General features: G+C 59.6%; 15 protein-coding genes. 10 read left to right on the forward strand and 5 right to left on the reverse strand.

Annotation, left to right across the window (positions count from 1 at the left end; translation table 11 throughout):
- Positions 1–104 precede the first annotated feature (104 nt).
- From D3878_RS20115 to D3878_RS20130, 4 genes are all read right to left on the reverse strand, one after another.
- Positions 105–1,241 carry a porin gene (locus D3878_RS20115; protein ID WP_119787101.1) on the reverse strand — a complete coding sequence of 379 codons (1,137 nt, stop codon included), beginning with the start codon at positions 1,239–1,241 and terminating at the stop codon, positions 105–107.
- A gap of 230 nt (positions 1,242–1,471) precedes the next feature.
- On the reverse strand, positions 1,472–2,800 hold the full coding sequence (locus D3878_RS20120) for an IS1182 family transposase (RefSeq protein ID WP_119783739.1): 1,329 nt from the start codon (positions 2,798–2,800) through the stop codon (positions 1,472–1,474).
- Positions 2,801–2,864: 64 nt separating this feature from the next.
- Positions 2,865–3,944, reverse strand: a complete 1,080-nt coding sequence (locus D3878_RS20125) for an IS630 family transposase (RefSeq protein WP_119783788.1) — start codon at positions 3,942–3,944, stop codon at positions 2,865–2,867.
- Positions 3,945–4,125: 181 nt separating this feature from the next.
- On the reverse strand, positions 4,126–4,407 hold the full coding sequence (locus D3878_RS20130) for a hypothetical protein (protein WP_119787102.1): 282 nt from the start codon (positions 4,405–4,407) through the stop codon (positions 4,126–4,128).
- 186 nt (positions 4,408–4,593) lie between these two features.
- Between D3878_RS20130 and D3878_RS20135 the strand changes: the two genes are divergently transcribed.
- The 10 genes from D3878_RS20135 to D3878_RS20180 all read left to right on the forward strand — a co-directional run bounded on the left by D3878_RS20135 (position 4,594) and on the right by D3878_RS20180 (position 16,162).
- The gene (locus D3878_RS20135; protein ID WP_119787103.1) at positions 4,594–5,508 is read left to right on the forward strand and encodes a LysR family transcriptional regulator; all 915 of its coding nucleotides are present in this window, start codon (positions 4,594–4,596) and stop codon (positions 5,506–5,508) included.
- 44 nt (positions 5,509–5,552) lie between these two features.
- Positions 5,553–6,359, forward strand: a complete 807-nt coding sequence (locus tag D3878_RS20140; RefSeq protein WP_119787104.1) for an endonuclease/exonuclease/phosphatase family protein — start codon at positions 5,553–5,555, stop codon at positions 6,357–6,359.
- Positions 6,360–6,432: 73 nt separating this feature from the next.
- On the forward strand, positions 6,433–7,602 hold the full coding sequence (gene clsB, locus D3878_RS20145) for a cardiolipin synthase ClsB (protein ID WP_119787105.1): 1,170 nt from the start codon (positions 6,433–6,435) through the stop codon (positions 7,600–7,602).
- A gap of 20 nt (positions 7,603–7,622) precedes the next feature.
- Complete coding sequence (locus D3878_RS20150; RefSeq protein WP_119787106.1) at positions 7,623–8,009, forward strand: RNA-binding S4 domain-containing protein; 387 nt, start codon at positions 7,623–7,625, stop codon at positions 8,007–8,009.
- A gap of 135 nt (positions 8,010–8,144) precedes the next feature.
- Positions 8,145–8,747: a TetR/AcrR family transcriptional regulator gene (locus D3878_RS20155; RefSeq protein WP_119788035.1), complete on the forward strand. Its 603-nt coding sequence runs from the start codon at positions 8,145–8,147 to the stop codon at positions 8,745–8,747.
- A 15-nt stretch (positions 8,748–8,762) separates the two neighbouring features.
- The gene (locus D3878_RS20160) at positions 8,763–10,553 is read left to right on the forward strand and encodes an acyl-CoA dehydrogenase C-terminal domain-containing protein (protein ID WP_119787107.1); all 1,791 of its coding nucleotides are present in this window, start codon (positions 8,763–8,765) and stop codon (positions 10,551–10,553) included.
- Positions 10,554–10,575: 22 nt separating this feature from the next.
- On the forward strand, positions 10,576–12,975 hold the full coding sequence (locus D3878_RS20165; protein ID WP_119787108.1) for a 3-hydroxyacyl-CoA dehydrogenase/enoyl-CoA hydratase family protein: 2,400 nt from the start codon (positions 10,576–10,578) through the stop codon (positions 12,973–12,975).
- Between the two features lie 30 nt (positions 12,976–13,005).
- Positions 13,006–14,202 carry an acetyl-CoA C-acyltransferase gene (locus D3878_RS20170; protein WP_119787109.1) on the forward strand — a complete coding sequence of 399 codons (1,197 nt, stop codon included), beginning with the start codon at positions 13,006–13,008 and terminating at the stop codon, positions 14,200–14,202.
- A 4-nt stretch (positions 14,203–14,206) separates the two neighbouring features.
- The gene (locus D3878_RS20175; RefSeq protein WP_119787110.1) at positions 14,207–14,977 is read left to right on the forward strand and encodes an enoyl-CoA hydratase; all 771 of its coding nucleotides are present in this window, start codon (positions 14,207–14,209) and stop codon (positions 14,975–14,977) included.
- Positions 14,978–15,106: 129 nt separating this feature from the next.
- Positions 15,107–16,162, forward strand: coding sequence for an IS630 family transposase (locus D3878_RS20180; protein ID WP_119787672.1), 1,056 nt, complete (start codon positions 15,107–15,109; stop codon positions 16,160–16,162).
- A gap of 25 nt (positions 16,163–16,187) precedes the next feature.
- Here D3878_RS20180 and D3878_RS20185 read toward each other — a convergent pair whose 3' ends face one another.
- Positions 16,188–17,000: a FadR/GntR family transcriptional regulator gene (locus D3878_RS20185; RefSeq protein WP_119787111.1), complete on the reverse strand. Its 813-nt coding sequence runs from the start codon at positions 16,998–17,000 to the stop codon at positions 16,188–16,190.
- Between the last annotated feature and the right edge of the window lie 188 nt (positions 17,001–17,188).

Consider the following 17,188-nt stretch of genomic DNA (forward strand, 5'->3'; position numbering starts at 1 on the left):
GCTGGCGTCAGGTTGGTGGTAGTAAACATGAAACGGGCGCCGAAGCGCCCGTTTGTGTATTACTCGGAAAGTACTTGCCAGGGCGTAGCCCTGTGTCCGCGGAATCAGAATGTGTGCTTCACGCCCAGGGCAAGGGTCGAGGCCGTTTCACCGGCCACCAGACTCGATCCGGTGAAGGACGTGCCCGCATTGAAGGGTTGATAGACCCCGTTGGCATCGTTGTCGAGGCGACTGTAATACACCCCCACGTTGGTGCGCTTGGAAAGCGCATAGTCGTAGCCCACGGTGTACATCTTGGCACCCGTATCGTTACCGGTGTTCGCGGCGAGATTGGCATTCCCTGCGGATAAGTCGCCTGCTTTGGTAAAGGAAGCCAGGAAGGTGTTGTTGCCGAGGGTATAGCTGACCGGGATCGACCAGGCGGTGCGCGACGACTTGCCGCCGCCCACCGCTTCGCGGGAAGCACGGTCGGCCATCAGGCCAAGTTTGATGCCACCGAACTTGTAGGAACCGTGAAAGCGCAATTGCTGGTCATCGTTACTGCCGGCAGCGCGGCCTTCTGCGGTGAAGTCGCGGTAAGCCAGGGCGAGCGCCAGTGGGCCGTTGTTATAGCCGCCTTGCAGATAATACTCACGGCCATCCTCATATGTGGAGGTGCCATCAATTACGCCTTCATTACCGGCGCTGGCGGTGGAAATGCCGGCCACGCCGCTGAAACCGCTTACGACCGGTGAACGGTAAGTGACCGAATTGGCGCGCCGGGTGGTATCCAGGTTGCCGACTGCCTGATCCATAATGGAGTACGTCGCCAGCATGCTGGTCGGTATGGCAAGATTGTTGCCGGAGGCGGATACATACTCCGTCGTCAGGCCTTGCGTCGACATCCAGGAATGCTTGCCGACAGTAATTTGCCCCCAACCCCCTTTCAAGCCCACATAGGTCTCGCCGTTGGCCAGGCCAGCGCCGGTGCCGGTAGCTTGCGGCTGGTCAGCGTTGAAACGGTTTTCAACGTAGAACAGGGCTTTCAGGCCGCCACCCAGATCTTCGGTGCCGGTCAGCCAGAAACGCGAGTTGAGGTCATCGTCAACCCGCAGTTCATTGCTGGTTTGGCGCGCGCTGTTGCTGATCTTGTAGTTCTTTACGTTGGCGTGAAGTATGCCGCCGATCGAAACATTGGTTTGTGCTTGAGAACCGGTAGTGAACGCGCCCAGAACTGCGAGGGCAAGTAGAGATTTTTTCATTTTAATTTTTTAAAATAGTGACGTAAAAAATACATTGCGAAGTCAATGTTGATTTTTGTACTCGGTAATGGCGCTAGGAGTCTGCGCGGCAAACAGAATTTGAGCGAGCGAAACGGGCGCAACGCCAGCCGGGCTGATATTGGCCCGGCATTGAATTCTGAAATTGCTGACTGATAGGCGTTTTTGAGCTGCGGCGCGACACCGGAATGTGCGTTTTCCCCATTTTTAAACTACGCACACATCATATTTGCCATTCTTCGCAGGTTAAGCGCAGCGCAGACGAGTTTCCACTCTGCCTGGGCCTTGGCGATGCCGCGCATGCTAAATTGTCGGAAGCCCAGTACGTGCTTGATCCAACCATTTGGCGGTTCGGATAACCACTTGCGCCGCCGGTAGGCATCTTGGGTGGCGGTGGATTTGAATCGTTCTGCCATGGCCGCCGAGAGTGGGCGTTTGTTCGGATCAATCCCAAGCGCTTGTCTACCTTCGCGCCCAAGGGCAACGATGATCTCGGCGGGATGATCACGCAGCGTTTCAAACACGGCCTCGGATCGATAGCCTGCATCGGCGACGACCTGGTGCGGATCGTCGCCCGTATTCGCCTTGACCGCCGCCAGCACCGCGGGCAATTGACGGCTATCGGCGCCGCTATTGGTCAGTTCGGCAGCGACGATGATGTGCGCCGTATCATCGACTGCGGCTTGCGCGTTGTAGCTGTAATCGAAGCCGCCACCGGCGCGCTTCATGATCCGGCTTTCCGGGTCGGTAAAGTTGTCCTGGGCCTTGGGCTTGGGCTCACCGAACTTGTACTTGTATTTCGACTTCTTGAGCGCCTTACCATCGCCGTCTGGCGGCGTATTGTCGTCGTCAGCGCTGCGGCCACGCTCGGTATCTGCCTGACGCTGGCGTTCCTCCAGCCGTGCGCGCGCCGCGCCAATGGCTGCAAGCCGGTCCTCGCGTCGGCTTATCTCAGCTGGAATGTCCAGTGCCGGCTCGTTCTTCTCGGCCAGGTCGGCTGCCTTGGCCTTGGCCAGTAGCGCGTCGATCTGCGCCTTCAATTCCAGCTCCGATTTCTTCATGCGCTCATAACTCATGGCCTTGTGGCGCGATGCGTTGGCCTTAATCTTGGTCCCATCCACAGCGATGGTTCCCAACTTGACCAGGCCGCACTCGCGCGCCAACTTCACCACTTGCACGAACAAGTCGGACAACTCTTTCAGATGGAAAGCACGGAAGTCGCAGATCGTGCGGTGCGCGGGATAATTGCCAGCAGCAAGTACCCGGAAGGCAACGTCTTCATGCAGCTTCTTTGCCAGCTTGCGCGACGAGAACACCCCGGTCGCATAGCCATAAACCAGCACTTTGACCATCATCGCCGGATGAAAGGGCTGATTGCGCGGCCCGCCACCTGCATATCGCGCATGGAAGGTGCTCAGATCAAGCGCATCGATCGTATCGCTGATGTAGTACGCAAGATGGCCATCTGGTAGCCACTCTTGCAATGCAGGGGGAAGCAGCATTTGCTGCTGCGGATCGTAGGGAAGATAGCTCGATGTCATCACGAATCAACGTTTACGAATCTATTCGGATGACATCAGCGTTCTGCCGCGCAGACTCCTAGTGTCATGAGTTTGAAATTCGCAGACAAAATCGTTCAATACTGGCCATGATGTCATCAGCGGACTTGGTCCAGACAAACGGCTTGGGGGCGGCGTTATTGAGTTTGAGGTAATCGCGAATGGCGTCTTCCAATTGACGGGTCGAACGATGGGTTCCGCGGCGAATTTGTTTTTCGGTCAGCGTGGCGAACCAGCGCTCGACCTGGTTGAGCCACGAAGCAGAGGTCGGCGTGAAATGTACGTGGAAGCGCGGATGACGGGCGAACCAATTGCGGATGGTTGGTGTCTTGTGCGTACCATAGTTATCCATCACCAAATGAATGTCCAAATCGCTCGGAACGGAGGCTTCGATCGTGCGTAAGAATTTCAGAAATTCACTGCTGCGATGCCGCCGGTGCAACTGCCCGATGACTTCGCCCGTGGCAATGTCGAGCGCGGCAAACAAGGTCGTCGTGCCATGACGTTGGTAGTCATGGGTGCGCCGTTCTGCAACGCCAGGAGCCAGCGGCAAGATTGGCTGGGTCCGATCCAACGCCTGAATCTGGCTCTTCTCATCGACGCACAGCACCATCGCCTTGACCGGCGGATCGATGTACAGCCCCACGATGTCGCGGGTCTTCTCGACAAACAGCGGATCGGTGGATAGCTTGAAGGTTTCCTGACGATGCGGTTGCAAGCCAAATGCGCGCCAGATACGGCTGACCGCCGTTTGCGACAGCTTAGCTTCGCGTGCCATGGTGCGCGTACTCCAGTGCGTGGCGTTCGACGGTTTCTCTTCCAGCGTCTTGGCGATCACGGCATCGACGCGCGCATCATCGATCGTGCGCGGCGCGCCCGAGCGGGGGGCGTCCAGCAAACCATCCAATCTCATTTGCACAAAGCGCCCGCGCCATTTCGATACCGTCTGCCCCGTCACTGCAAGTTTGGCGGCGACCGCCTTGTTCTCCGCTCCGTCGGCACATTCCAGCACGATGCGCGAACGCAGAGCCAATGCTTGCGCCGTCTTGCGTCGGCGTGCCCAAGCATGCAATTGTTCTTGTTCTTCTGCGCTCAACACCAACGCCGCTTTCGGTCTGCCTGCCATATCATCCTCACTGTCGAAAACAATAAAACTGGGACAGCGAACAGGCAAAATAATTCAACGAATTTCAAACTCAGGACACTAGTGTCTGGCGGAGAAATGTAAAAACACCGGCAGGCGATGCCGCATGCCAGCTGGTGTTTTACTGGATGGCGTGCAGCGGAAAAATCCGGCTTTCTCTCGCTTACTTGCGGGTTGCCGAAGAGGCGGGATCTTGCGCGGTCACTACCCAGGGCTCCATCGTGTTGGCGAAATTCACGGCAGGCGTTGCCTGTTTGCCGATACCGGCGCCGGCACTGGCATTGGCTGCCTGAATATCCGGTCCGCTGGATACGCCTTTGTCCTGGGCGGTCACTTCATAAGGCGTCAGGGAATTCTGAAAAGTCACTTCAGGGGTTTCCACAGCATAGGCGCTGGCGGCGCAGAGAGTGGCGGCAACGGTGGCGATCAGTTTTTTTGCATTCATTTTTCATTCTCCGAAATTTCAGTTCAAGTATCCGAACGAGCGCATGTCTTACGATGCGATCGACTGCGGTTCTGGGGAGGAGCTTGCGTTCATGCGTTCCCGATGAGCAAACTTTATCGGTTTCTGATTCGGAGAAAAAGAATGTAAATCACAGTACACTATTGCGAAATCAGCAGGAATTGAAAAATGGATCGATTGCAATCAATGCGTGCGTTTGCGCGGGTCGTCGAGCACGGGGGCTTTGCCCGTGCCGCCCGCAGCCTGAACGTTTCGGACACGGTGGTCACCCGCCTGGTCGCCGACCTGGAAACCCATCTTGGCACGCGATTGCTTAACCGTACGACCCGCAAGCTGTCCCTGACGGAAACCGGTCAGGTGTATCTGGAACGCGTAAGCCAGATCCTGCTGGATATCGAGGATGCCGATGCGGCGGCATCCTTGATGTCGAAAACGCCTGCGGGGACCTTGCGCATCTTCTCTTCGGTTGGCATCGGCAAGTCCCAATTGTCGGCGCTGCTGCCCCGGTTTGCCGCAGTCAATCCGGAAATCGTCCTGGATACGACGTTTGCGGACAGGCCGGCGGACCTGGTAGAAGAGGGCTTCGATGTCGGCGTCCTGATCGGCACAGTTCAGCAATTCGATGCGACGATGATCGCCCGCCAGCTGTGCATCACCCAGACATTCCTGGTGGCCTCGCCGGGATATGTCAAAAAATACGGCGCACCGAAACGTCCTGACGATCTGACCAGGCATCAATGCCTTACCTATCCGTTCGAATCGGTAAGGCATCGCTGGACCCTGCACAATGCCCGGGGCAGTGTCGATGTCCCGATCACCGGCCGGGTGATCACCAACAGCGTCGACCTGTTGCGCGAATGTGCGCTGGCGGATATGGGGATATTCATTCTCCCCTCGTTTGCAGTCAGGGACGGCCTGTCGTCCGGGCGCCTGGTCCGCGTGCTGCCCGATTACCACCTTGAACGGCTGCCGATCATGCTGGTCTATCCGAGCCGCCGTCTTTTGTCGGCAAAAGTGCGGGCTTTCGTGGATTTCATGGTGGCACGCTTCCCCGACCCGGAAGCTGACAGTTGGCTGCCTTGAACCACCGTCACGTAGCCGGGCATGCCAGACGCTATAATTAAAAAATGAAATTGCGCATTGCCACCTACAATATCCACAAGGGCGTCTCATCCATCGGTAGCCGCCCGCGCATTCATGCCATGAAGAACGCCGTCGGCAATTTACATGCCGATATCCTGTTCTTGCAGGAAGTTCAGGGGCGTCATGATCTGCTGGCGGCGAAACATGCCACCAACTGGCCGGAAGTGGGGCAGCATGATTTCCTGGCGGGAGACGAGTCCTACCACGTTGCCTACGGCATGAACGCGGTCTATGACCATGGCCATCACGGTAATGCCCTGGTGAGCCGCTATCCGATTGCCTCGTTCAGCAACCAGGATGTTTCCGACCATGCATTTGAGAAGCGTGGCATCCTGCATTGCGTGGTGCGTCCGGCGGATTGCGGTACCGATATTCATTGCTTTGTGATCCACCTCGGCCTGTTTTCCGGCAGCCGAAAGCGGCAAACCCTGGCCCTGGTCGAGGCGGTCAGGGAACTGGCGCCGCCGGATGCGCCGCTGCTGATCGCCGGCGATTTCAACGACTGGACCAACCAGCTGAGCGCCAAGCTGCGCGCCGAACTGGGCGTGTGCGAAGTATTCGATGAAACCATTTCGCGGCGCGGTTTTGGCACCTATCTGCGGCGCCTGGCCGGGCGCGGTCCGACAATGGCGCCGGCGCGCACCTTTCCGGCCGCCATGCCATTTTTGCAGCTGGACCGGATTTATGTGCGCGGATTTACGGTGGAAAACGCCCGCGTCTTGCATGGCGGCTTGTGGTCCCGGCTGTCCGACCATGCGCCAATTGTGGCAACATTGCATTTAAAAAAATAAACACGGATCCCAATGCGCAGACCTGCCTGATCCTGTTGCGGCCGTTGCCCATTCCTGTCGATGATGATGATTTATGCGCTCGGTAAAATTTACCGCTGATAACATTGTTACCTTGCTCCATTGCGGCGCCGAATTTTTTCCGGCGCTGGCAGCGGCAATCGATGCCGCGGAAGTTGAAGTGTATTTTGAAACCTACATCTTTGCGGACGACGAAACCGGCACGCGCATCGCCGCGGCCTTGCAGCGTGCGGCCGCCCGCGGGGTCTTTGTCAATGTCATCGTCGACTGGCTCGGCACCGGCGAGGCGCAAAGCCTGCGCCTGAAGCAGGAATTCGCCCGGACAGGGGTGAATTTTCGCCGTTATAACCCGTGGTTCCGGCGCGGCATGAGCCGCATGCATCGCAAATTGTGCGTGGTTGACCGGCAGATCGGATTTGTCTCCGGCCTGAATATCAACGACGACATGCGCGACGACGAGGATAGCCGCGTGATCCTGCCGGCGCCGCGCTGGGATTTCGGGGTTTCCATCATTGGCCCGCTGGTGACGGAAATTCAGCAGGAAATGGAAGCGCAATGGGTCAGCATGGGGCGTTTGCAATTGAACTTGCGCGCGCGTCTCGAACGCCTGAAGGCGTATCGCCATCCACCGCCCGACGTGACGGTGGCGCCGGCCATGGCGGCGCTGGTGGTGCGCGACAACCTGCGCAACCGCCGTACCATCGAGCGCGCCTATCTGCAGGCACTGGGGCGCGCGCGCAACGAGGTTTGGCTGGCCAACCCGTATTTTGCGCCGGGACGCAAGATGCGGGTGGCGCTGGCGGCGGCTGCTGCCCGCGGGGTCAGCGTCACCCTGTTGTTGGGCGTCGGCCAGTTTCGCCTGCAGGATGCGGTGGCGCGCTCGTATTACCCGAAACTCCTGAAAAGCGGTGTGCGCATCCTTGAGTACCGCAAGACCCAGTTGCATGGCAAGGTGGCGGTGGTGGATGACCAGTGGGCAACGGTTGGCTCCAGCAATTACGATGGCTTGAGCCTGTTCATCAACCAGGAAGCCAACGTCGTGGTGCGGGATGTTGCGTTTGCCACTGCCTTGCGCCAGCAAATTGCCAGCGGCGTCGCCGACAGCGTGGCGGTGCGGCAGGAAGACTTTGCAAAAATTCACTGGTGCAAGCGCATCGGCTATCGCATTGCCTATTTTTTTTACCGCAATACCATCCGCTTCATCACCTGGGCTAACGAATCCTGATCAGCAAGCCGAGAGCGAACATGAATACCAGCAGCGCCGCCGTGCGCATCGACAAATGGCTGTGGGCAGCCCGTTTCTTCAAGACCCGTTCGCTGGCGACCGCTGCGGTCGATGGCGGCAAGGTGCGCTTGAATGGCGAACGGATCAAGCCGGCGCGCGGTGTCAAGCCTGGCGACACCCTGGCCATCGACAACGGTGCGACCGAATGGGAAGTGGAAGTGCGTGCGCTGTCGGAAACGCGTGGCCCCGCCGCCGTGGCCCAGACCCTGTACGAAGAAACTGTGCAAAGTATAGCCAAGCGGCAACATAACGACGAACAAAGGCAATTTTTGCATGAGCCGAGCGAGGCGATCCGTGGGCGGCCAACCAAGCGCGATCGTCGCAAGCTGGACCGCTCATCCTGGTAATCGTACACAATCTGCCGGTTACGCAAATTCCGCAAATCTTGTTTGACTTTTGCCACGCCATGCATAATAGTACGATCGTACGATTATTTGGCAATCGTTTCACAGGACAATGCACCCGGCATGGCATCACGACATTTGAGCAAGGGCGAGCAAACCCACGTCGCCATCCTTGACGCAGCGCTGGCCATGGCCAGCCGCGAAGGGCTGGAAGGCTTGACGATAGGTTTGCTGGCTGACAAGATGAGCATGAGTAAATCGGGCGTGTTTGCCCATTTTGGCTCGCGCGAGGAGTTGCAGATCGCCGTGGTCAAGCGCTACCACGATCAGTTCGAGCAAGAGATTTTCTTTCCCAGCATGAAGCAGCCGCGCGGCTTGCCGCGCCTGCGCGCCCTGTTTTCCGCGTGGGTCAGGCGCGTCACGATAGAGATCGCCTCGGGCTGCATCTATATCAGCGGCGCGGTCGAATACGACGACCGTCCGGGTGCCATCCGGGAAGAGCTGGCGGCGATGGTGCGTACCTGGCAGGGCAGCCTGCGGCGTTGTGTGCAGCAGGCGATCGACGAGGGCCATTTGCGCGCCGATACCGATCCTGACCAGATGGTGTTCGAAATGTATGGCCTGGTGCTGGCGCTGCACCATGATGCCCGTTTCATCCAGCGTCCGGGCAGCGTGCAGCATGCGCAAACCGGTTTTGAACGACTGATCGAGAGCTATCAAACCACGAACAATAGCAATTAACCTCAGGAGACCGTCATGGGACAATACGTCGCCCCCCTGCGCGACATGCAATTCGTGCTGCACGAATTGCTGCATGTCGAAGAAGAGTTGAAGCAGTTGCCAAAACACGCCGAACTCGACGCCGACACCATCAACCAGGTGCTGGAAGAGGGCGGCAAGTTTGCCTCCAGCGTCCTGTTCCCGCTGAACCATGCCGGCGACCGCGAAGGCTGCCGCCTCGACAAGGCCACGCATGCGGTCACCACCCCCAAGGGCTTCAAGGAAGCGTACCGGCAGTATGTCGAAGGCGGCTGGCCGGCATTGTCCTGTGATCCCGACTACGGTGGCCAGGGCTTGCCGCTGGTGGTCAACAATTCATTCTATGAAATGGTCAATGCCGCCAACCAGGCCTGGACCATGTATCCGGGCCTGAGCCACGGCGCCTACGAGTGCCTGCAAGCGCACGGCACGCCGGAACAGAAGCAGCTGTACCTGCCGAAGCTGGTGTCCGGCGAATGGACCGGTACCATGTGCCTGACTGAGGCGCACTGCGGCACCGACCTGGGTCTGTTGCGCACCAAGGCCGAGCCGGCGGCCGACGGCGCGTACAGTATCACCGGCGGCAAGATTTTCATCTCGGCCGGCGAACACGACATGGCGGAAAACATCCTTCATCTGGTGCTGGCACGCTTGCCGGATGCGCCGGCCGGCACCAAGGGCATTTCGCTGTTCCTGGTGCCGAAGTTCATTCCTGCTGCCGGCGGCACGCCGGGCGCGCGCAATCCCATCACCTGCGGCGCCATCGAGGAAAAGATGGGCATCCACGGCAATGCCACCTGCCAGATGAACCTCGACGGCGCCACTGGCTGGCTGATCGGCGAGCCCAACCGCGGCTTGCAGGCGATGTTCGTGATGATGAATGCGGCGCGCCTCGGCGTCGGCATGCAATCGCTGGGCCTGACCGAAGTGGCTTACCAGAACGCCGTCACCTACGCCAAGGACCGCCTGCAAATGCGCAGCCTCTCCGGGCCCAAGGCGCCGGACAAGCCGGCCGATCCCATCATCGTGCATCCCGACGTGCGCCGCATGCTGCTGACCGCGCGTGCCTGGGCCGAGGGCGGGCGTGCCTTCAGCTCGTATGTCGCGCTGATGATCGACCGCGAGCTGAACCACCCGGACGAGGAAGTCCGCAAGGATGCCGCCGATCAGGTGGCGCTGCTGACGCCGATCGTCAAGGCCTTCCTGACCGACAATGGCTTTGCCGCCGCGTCGGAAGCCTTGCAAGTGTATGGCGGCCACGGCTATATCGCCGAGTGGGGCATGGAGCAGTTTGTGCGCGATGCCCGCATCAACATGATTTACGAGGGCACCAACACCATCCAGTCGCTGGATTTATTGGGCCGCAAGGTGCTGATGGATAACGGTGCCAAGCTGCGCAAGTTCGGTGCGCAAATCCAGGCTTTCGTGGAAGAGCACGGTACCGACGAGGCGATGAGCGAATTCATCACGCCGCTGGCCGATATCGGCGACAAGGTGACGAAGCTCAGCATGGAAATCGGCATGAAGGCTTTCCAGAACCAGGACGAGGTCGGCGCCGCCGCCGTGCCTTACCTGCGCGTGGTTGGCCACCTGGTGTTTGCCTATTTCTTCGCGCGCATGGCGAAGATCGCGCTGGACAAGCAGGATAGCGGCGACAGCTTTTACAAGGCCAAGCTGGCGACTGCGCGTTTTTATTTCGCCCGGCTGCTGCCGGAAACCGCGATGCTGATCCGTCAGGCGCGCTCCGGTGCGGCCAGCCTGATGGCGCTCGATGCCGATTTGTTTTAAAGAACATAGAAAGGTTTAGTCCATGTCCAATTTCATCGTCAAGAAAGTCGCCGTGCTCGGCGCCGGCGTGATGGGCGCGCAGATTGCCGCCCACTGCATCAACGCCCGCGTGCCGGTCATCCTGTTCGACCTGCCGGCCAAGGAGGGGCCGAAAAACGGCATCGTCCTGAAAGCCATCGAGAACCTGAAAAAGCTCAGTCCGGCGCCGCTCGGCAACAAGGACGATGCCGTCCTGATCCAGGCCGCCAACTATGAGGAAAACCTCGACTTGCTGCAGGAGTGCGACCTGATCATCGAAGCGATCGCCGAGCGCATGGACTGGAAGCACGACCTGTACAAGAAAGTCGCGCCGCATATCGGCGCCAATACCATCTTCGCCTCCAACACGTCGGGCTTGTCGATCACGGCACTGTCCGATGGTTTCGATGCCGAACTCAAGGGGCGTTTCTGCGGCGTGCACTTCTTCAACCCGCCGCGCTACATGCACCTGGTCGAATTGATCCCGACTGGCGCTACTGCGCCGCACATCCTCGACCAGCTCGAAGGCTTTCTCACCACCACGCTCGGCAAGGGCGTGGTGCGCGCGTTTGACACGCCCAACTTCATCGCCAACCGGGTCGGCGTCTTCGGCATGCTGGCGACCATGATCGAGGCGGAAAAATACGGTCTTTCGTGCGATGTGGTGGATGACCTGACCGGTGCCAAGCTGGGCCGCGCCAAGTCCGGCACTTTCCGCACCGCCGACGTGGTGGGCCTGGATACCCTGGGCCACGTGATCCGCACCATGCAGGAGACGCTGAAAGAAGACCCGTTCTACGGCGCCTACGCGACGCCGCCGGTACTGGCCAAGCTGATCGAATCCGGCGCGCTGGGCCAGAAGACCGGCGCCGGCTTCTACAAGAAAGTGGGCAAGGATATCCTGCGCCTGGATGCTGCCAAGGGCGATTACGTGGCCGGCGGCGGCAAGGCGGATGAACTGATCGGCCGCATCCTGAAGGAAAAAGACCCGGTCAAGAAAATGCAAGCGCTGCGGGCATCGACCAACCCGCAGGGGCAATTCCTGTGGGCGATCTTCCGCGACGCTTTTCACTATATCGCGGTGCACCTGGAGTCAATCGCCGACAATGCGCGCGACATCGATTTCGCCATGCGCTGGGGCTTCGGCTGGAATGTCGGCCCGTTCGAGACCTGGCAGGCGTCCGGCTGGCAGCAGGTGGCCGCCTGGGTCAAGGAAGACATCGACGCCGGCAAGGCCTTGAGCAGCGCGCCGCTGCCGGCCTGGGTGTTCGAGGGTCCGGTGGCGCAAAATGCCGGCGTGCATACGCCGCAAGGTTCCTATTCGCCGAAGAAAAATGCCTGGGTGCCGCGTTCGGACTTGCCGGTGTACCGGCGTCAGGCTTTCCGCGCCCAGCTGGTCGGCGACAACGGTGCCAGCGGCAAGACCGCCGGCACCACCGTCTTCGAGGACGATGCGGTACGCATCTGGCACCAGGACGACGAGGTGCTGATCCTGTCCTTCAAGACCAAGATGCATGTAATCAGCCCGGAAGTGGTCGAAGGCATGAAGCGCGCGCTGGCTGAAGCGGAAAAAAACTACAAAGGCCTGGTGATCTGGCATGCCGACGCTGCCGAAGGCGGGCCGTTCTCGGCCGGCGCCGATCTGCAGGCGATGCTGCCGCTGTTCATGTCGGGCGGCGTCAAGGCCATCGAGCCGGAAGTCTCGCGCTTGCAGAATGCCCACATGGCGCTGAAATACGCCAACGTGCCGGTGGTGGCGGCGGTGGCCGGACTGGCGCTGGGCGGCGGTTGCGAATTGCTGCTGCATGCGGCAAAAAGGGTGGCCGCGCTGGAGTCCTATATCGGTCTGGTCGAGGTGGGCGTCGGCCTGATCCCGGCCGGCGGCGGCCTGAAGGAAATCGCCCTGCGCGCGGCGAAACAGGCGAAGGGCACCGATATTCTGCAATTCCTGAAAGAGACCTACATGCATGCGGCCACGGCAGCGGTGTCGAAGTCGGCGCTGGAAGCGCAGCAGCTGGGTTACCTCTCGGCCGACGATGTGATCGTCTTCAATCCCCATGAATTGCTGCACGTCGCCAAGGTGGAAGCGCGCGCCATGTACGACGCCGGCTACCGGCCGCCGCTGCGCGCGCCGTTCCCCGTGAGCGGCCGTTACGGCAGCGCCACCATCGGCGCGCAACTGCTCAACATGCGCGACGGCGGCTTCATCTCGGCGCATGACTACAAGCTGGGATCGATGATCGCCGATGTGGTCGCTGGCGGCGATATCGAGCCGGGCAGCCTGGTCAACGAGCAATGGCTGCTGGACCTGGAACGCAAGTACTTCATGGAGCTGCTCAACCATCCGAAGACGCAGGAACGGATCATGGGCATGATGCAGACCGGCAAACCAGTGCGAAACTAAAAAGCCAACACTTCAGAATAGAGGTTCAAGATGACCAAACAAATTCAAGAAGTCTACATCGTCGCCGCCACCCGCACCCCGGTCGGCAAAGCGCCGCGCGGCATGTTCAGGAACGTGCGCCCGGACGACCTGCTGGTGCATGCCATCCGCTCCGCCGTCGCCCAGGTGCCCAATCTCGATCCGCAACTGATCGAGGATGCGGTGATCGGCTGCGCCTTCCCGGAAGCCGAGCAGGGCCTGAACTTCGCGCGAATGGGCGTGCTGCTGGCCGGCTTGCCGAATACGGTGGGCGGCATCACCGTCAACCGCTACTGCGCTTCGGGTCTGTCGGCGATCGCGATCGCTGCCGACCGCATCCGCGTGGGGCAGGCCGACGTCATCATCGCCGGCGGCGCCGAATCGATGTCGATGGTGCCGATGATGGGCCACCATCCCTCGATGAACCCGCTGGTGCTGAAGGACGAGAATATCGGCATGGCCTACGGCATGGGTATCACCGCCGAAAAAGTCGCGCAGCAATGGAAAGTTTCGCGCGAAGCGCAGGATGAATTCGCCCTGAATTCCCACAGGAAGGCAATCGCGGCGCAGCAAGGCGGCGAGTTCGGTGACGAGACCACGGCGTTCGAGATCGTCGAAAAATTCCCCAACCTGGCCAGCGGCCAGATCGACGTGAAGACCCGTACTGCCGGCCAGGATGAAGGCCCGCGCGCCGACAGCAGCATCGAAGCCTTGGCGAAGTTGAAGCCCGTGTTTGCCGCCAAGGGCTCGGTCACCGCCGGCAACAGTTCGCAAATGTCGGACGGCGCCGGCGCCCTGATCCTGGTCAGTGAAAAAATCCTCAAGCAGTTCAACCTGACGCCGCTGGCGAAGTTCAGCTCGTTCGCCATCCGTGGCGTGCCGCCGGAAATCATGGGCATCGGCCCGAAGGAAGCGGTGCCGCTGGCGCTGCGCGCGGCCGGCATCACCCAGGACCAGCTCGACTGGATTGAATTGAACGAAGCCTTTGCCGCGCAGGCGCTGGCAGTCATAGGCGACCTGCAGCTCGACCCCTCCAAGGTCAATCCGCTGGGCGGCGCGATTGCCCTCGGCCATCCGCTCGGCGCTACCGGCGCCATCCGCGCCGCCACCGTGGTACATGGCTTGCGTCGCCGTAACCTGAAGTACGGCATGGTCACCATGTGCGTTGGCACCGGCATGGGTGCGGCTGGCGTGTTCGAGCGGGTTTGATGCCATGGAAATCTTAAGCAGCAATGCCGATGGCGTCTTCACCATCCAGTTCAACCGCCCGAATAAAAAGAATGCATTCACGGCCGCGATGTACCAGGCCATGAGCGATGCCATGCACGAAGCGGAGCGCGACGCGTCTGTGCGCGTGATCCTCTTTACGGGCAATGCGGATGCATTCACCGCCGGCAACGACCTGGAAGATTTCGTGAATGATCCGCCCATGAGCCCGGACGCCCCGGTATTCCGCTTCATGCAGGCGGTGAGCGACGCCGCCAAGCCGCTGGTGGCCGCCGTGGCGGGCAATGCCGTCGGCATCGGCACCACGCTGCTGCTGCATTGCGAACTGGTGTATGCCGCCGAAAATGCCAAGTTCGCGCTGCCGTTTTCCAAGCTGGGCCTGTGTCCCGAATTTGCCGCCAGCTTCTTGCTGCCGCAACTGGCTGGCTACCAGCGCGCAGCGGAAGCGCTGCTGCTGGGTGATGCCTTTGGCGCCGAGCAAGCGTATGACATGGGACTGGTCAGCCGGGTATTGCCGAAGGATGAGCTGTTTGCGTTCACGCAGGCGCAGGCTGCCAAGCTGGCGGCCTTGCCTGCGGCATCGGTACGCACCACCAAGCGCTTGATGAAGGCGCAGCAGCAGGCGGCGGTTGCGGCGCAGATGGCAGAAGAAATTCGCAATTTTGCCGCCATGCTACCCGCGCCGGCAGCCCGGGAAGCCGTATCGGCATTCCTGGAAAAGAGAAAGCCGGATTTCAGCAATCTTCCGCAGGAGTGATCCTGACAAGGCGGCAGGCCGTAAAGTGACACATAAGTTGGGATTATTGTCACATAAGGTGAGATTTTTGCCAGACTAGTGGACTGTAACATTTAAAAACGAAGTATACTCATGCTCATGGAGGGCATGATGATACTCACCAAAAGCGAACGCATGGAGCTCCAACAACAGGTCAGTGCGAGGAATGGACGGGCAGATACTGCACGTCGCGCCCGGCTGATTTTGCTGCTGGCCGATGGCCATACCTGGGCCGATATCCGCGCCAAGCTCGATTGCAGCGACAGCTTCATTGATCTCTGGAGCAAGCGTTTTTCCGCAGACCGGCTTGCCGGACTGTTTTCGCGCCATGCCGGGCGGGAACGCTACAAGGTCACCGACCGCATCGAGGCACGCGTACTGGCCCGAACCACGAAACACAAACCGGCCGATGGTTCGACGCACTGGTCGACACGCAAGCTGGCTGCCGAACTGGGCGGGGGGATTTCGCACATGGCGGTCGCGCGCATTTGGACCAAGCATGGCATCAAGCCGCATCGCCTCGAAGGCTATCTCGCCTCCAACGATCCCGACTTTGAAACCAAGGCCGCCGATGTGATTGGCCTCTACATGAATCCGCCCCAGCACGCGGCCGTGTTTTGCGTGGACGAAAAAACTGCGATCCAGGCGCTGGATCGGAAAGACCCAGTGCTGCCGTTGTCGCCCGGACGCGCCGAACGCCATGGATTCGAATACTACCGGCACGGCACGCTGTCGTTGTATGCCGCCTTCAACACCAGGACTGGCGAGGTGCTGGGCAAGACCGCTGTGCGACACACCTCGGCTGAGTTCGTGGCCTTCCTCACAGACATCGTCGCCAACCAACCCAAGGGCAAAGAAATCCACGTCATCGCCGACAATCTCTCCGCGCACAAAACCAAGCTCGTCGCGGCATTTCTGGAGGCGCATCCCACGGTGCATATGCATTTCACTCCTACATATTCATCCTGGCTGAATCAGGTCGAACTGTGGTTTGCAAAAATCGAACGCGACGTCATTGCGCGGGGCGTTTTCACATCGCTGACGGATCTCAAGAGAAAACTCATGCGTTACATCCGTCACTACAACACCCAGCCAAAGCCAGTGAAGTGGAAGTACTTCGATCCAAGCAAGCGAATCACTCCCGAATCAATTGTTACAGTCCACTAGTTGAGACTGGAGTGGTTCTCCTTTATCACTTGGCGTCTGCATCTTCACCTAGTGCAGACACCAGGTGGCGGGCCAGTTCTCCGCCATCGCCTCGCCAGAACTCGCGATCAGCCAGGCGGACACGCTGCGCAGCTTGTTCCATGTGTTCTCGGGCGGCTGCGCGGGCCAGTTCCGGATCGCCCGCCACAATCGCATTCACGATTTTTTCATGCTCGGCCTGTACCTGGCGCGCGAAATCTTTTCTTCTGGCTTCGTTGGCGCGGGTGACCTTGACCGCCGACTGGATCGTTTGCGCGAACATGTCGACGAAGCGGACCCAATAGGGATTCCCTGTTGCCATCGCTATCGACTGGTGAAATTTCGCGTCTTCCGCCACGCCGTCTGAACCGCCAGCTACTGCTTCTTCGATGCGCCGCAACGCGTATTCGATATCGGCAAGCTGTCCCGGACTGCGACGGACTGCAGCAAGCGCGGCCGTCTCGGCTTCTATCCCGCGACGTACCTCGATCACATTCAATAGAGATTGAATCGACTGTTCAGTGAGACGGTCGGTCCTCAAGGCATGCGCTGCTTCGGCGCTGCGCACGAAGGCGCCGCTTCCCTTGCGGGTTTCCAATATGCCTTCCGCTTTCAATGTCGCGATCGCCTCCCGAACCACGGTGCGGCTGACCCCGAAATGCAGCGCCATGGCTTGCTCGGACGGCAGGCGCGCGCCCGGCGCGAGATCTTCCAGGCGGATTTTGTTTAACAGCTGTTCGGCTACCCGGGAACCGAGCGTGCCGGTGGTGAAGCTGTTATCCGGGGAAGTCTTCAAATTGAACGGGTTTGTCTGATCCATCGTCTTTCCTTTCTCAGTGAATCAACCCACGCAATGGAGGGAATTCACCTAGCTGTCTAATAACTATACAGCATTAATCCTAAAGATATATCTTGACATACAGGATTCGCATATCTATCATACAAATATACATCTTTCATACAGCTTAGTGAAGCATCCAATAATAAAGCTCTTGTAAGGCTGCATCC

This window comes from Noviherbaspirillum sedimenti (genome assembly GCF_003590835.1).
Lineage (GTDB): Bacteria > Pseudomonadota > Gammaproteobacteria > Burkholderiales > Burkholderiaceae_D > Paucimonas > Paucimonas sedimenti.

Coding starts and splice junctions, on each gene's coding strand:
- D3878_RS20185 (WP_119787111.1), bottom strand. CDS start 17,000: ATGGATCAGACAAACCCGTTCAATTTGAAGACTTCCCCGGATAACAGC.
- D3878_RS20120 (WP_119783739.1), bottom strand. CDS start 2,800: ATGACATCGAGCTATCTTCCCTACGATCCGCAGCAGCAAATGCTGCTT.
- clsB (WP_119787105.1), top strand. CDS start 6,433: ATGCGCTCGGTAAAATTTACCGCTGATAACATTGTTACCTTGCTCCAT.
- D3878_RS20140 (WP_119787104.1), top strand. CDS start 5,553: ATGAAATTGCGCATTGCCACCTACAATATCCACAAGGGCGTCTCATCC.
- D3878_RS20150 (WP_119787106.1), top strand. CDS start 7,623: ATGAATACCAGCAGCGCCGCCGTGCGCATCGACAAATGGCTGTGGGCA.
- D3878_RS20170 (WP_119787109.1), top strand. CDS start 13,006: ATGACCAAACAAATTCAAGAAGTCTACATCGTCGCCGCCACCCGCACC.
- D3878_RS20115 (WP_119787101.1), bottom strand. CDS start 1,241: ATGAAAAAATCTCTACTTGCCCTCGCAGTTCTGGGCGCGTTCACTACC.
- D3878_RS20125 (WP_119783788.1), bottom strand. CDS start 3,944: ATGGCAGGCAGACCGAAAGCGGCGTTGGTGTTGAGCGCAGAAGAACAA.
- D3878_RS20135 (WP_119787103.1), top strand. CDS start 4,594: ATGGATCGATTGCAATCAATGCGTGCGTTTGCGCGGGTCGTCGAGCAC.
- D3878_RS20180 (WP_119787672.1), top strand. CDS start 15,107: ATGATACTCACCAAAAGCGAACGCATGGAGCTCCAACAACAGGTCAGT.
- D3878_RS20160 (WP_119787107.1), top strand. CDS start 8,763: ATGGGACAATACGTCGCCCCCCTGCGCGACATGCAATTCGTGCTGCAC.
- D3878_RS20130 (WP_119787102.1), bottom strand. CDS start 4,407: ATGAATGCAAAAAAACTGATCGCCACCGTTGCCGCCACTCTCTGCGCC.
- D3878_RS20175 (WP_119787110.1), top strand. CDS start 14,207: ATGGAAATCTTAAGCAGCAATGCCGATGGCGTCTTCACCATCCAGTTC.
- D3878_RS20165 (WP_119787108.1), top strand. CDS start 10,576: ATGTCCAATTTCATCGTCAAGAAAGTCGCCGTGCTCGGCGCCGGCGTG.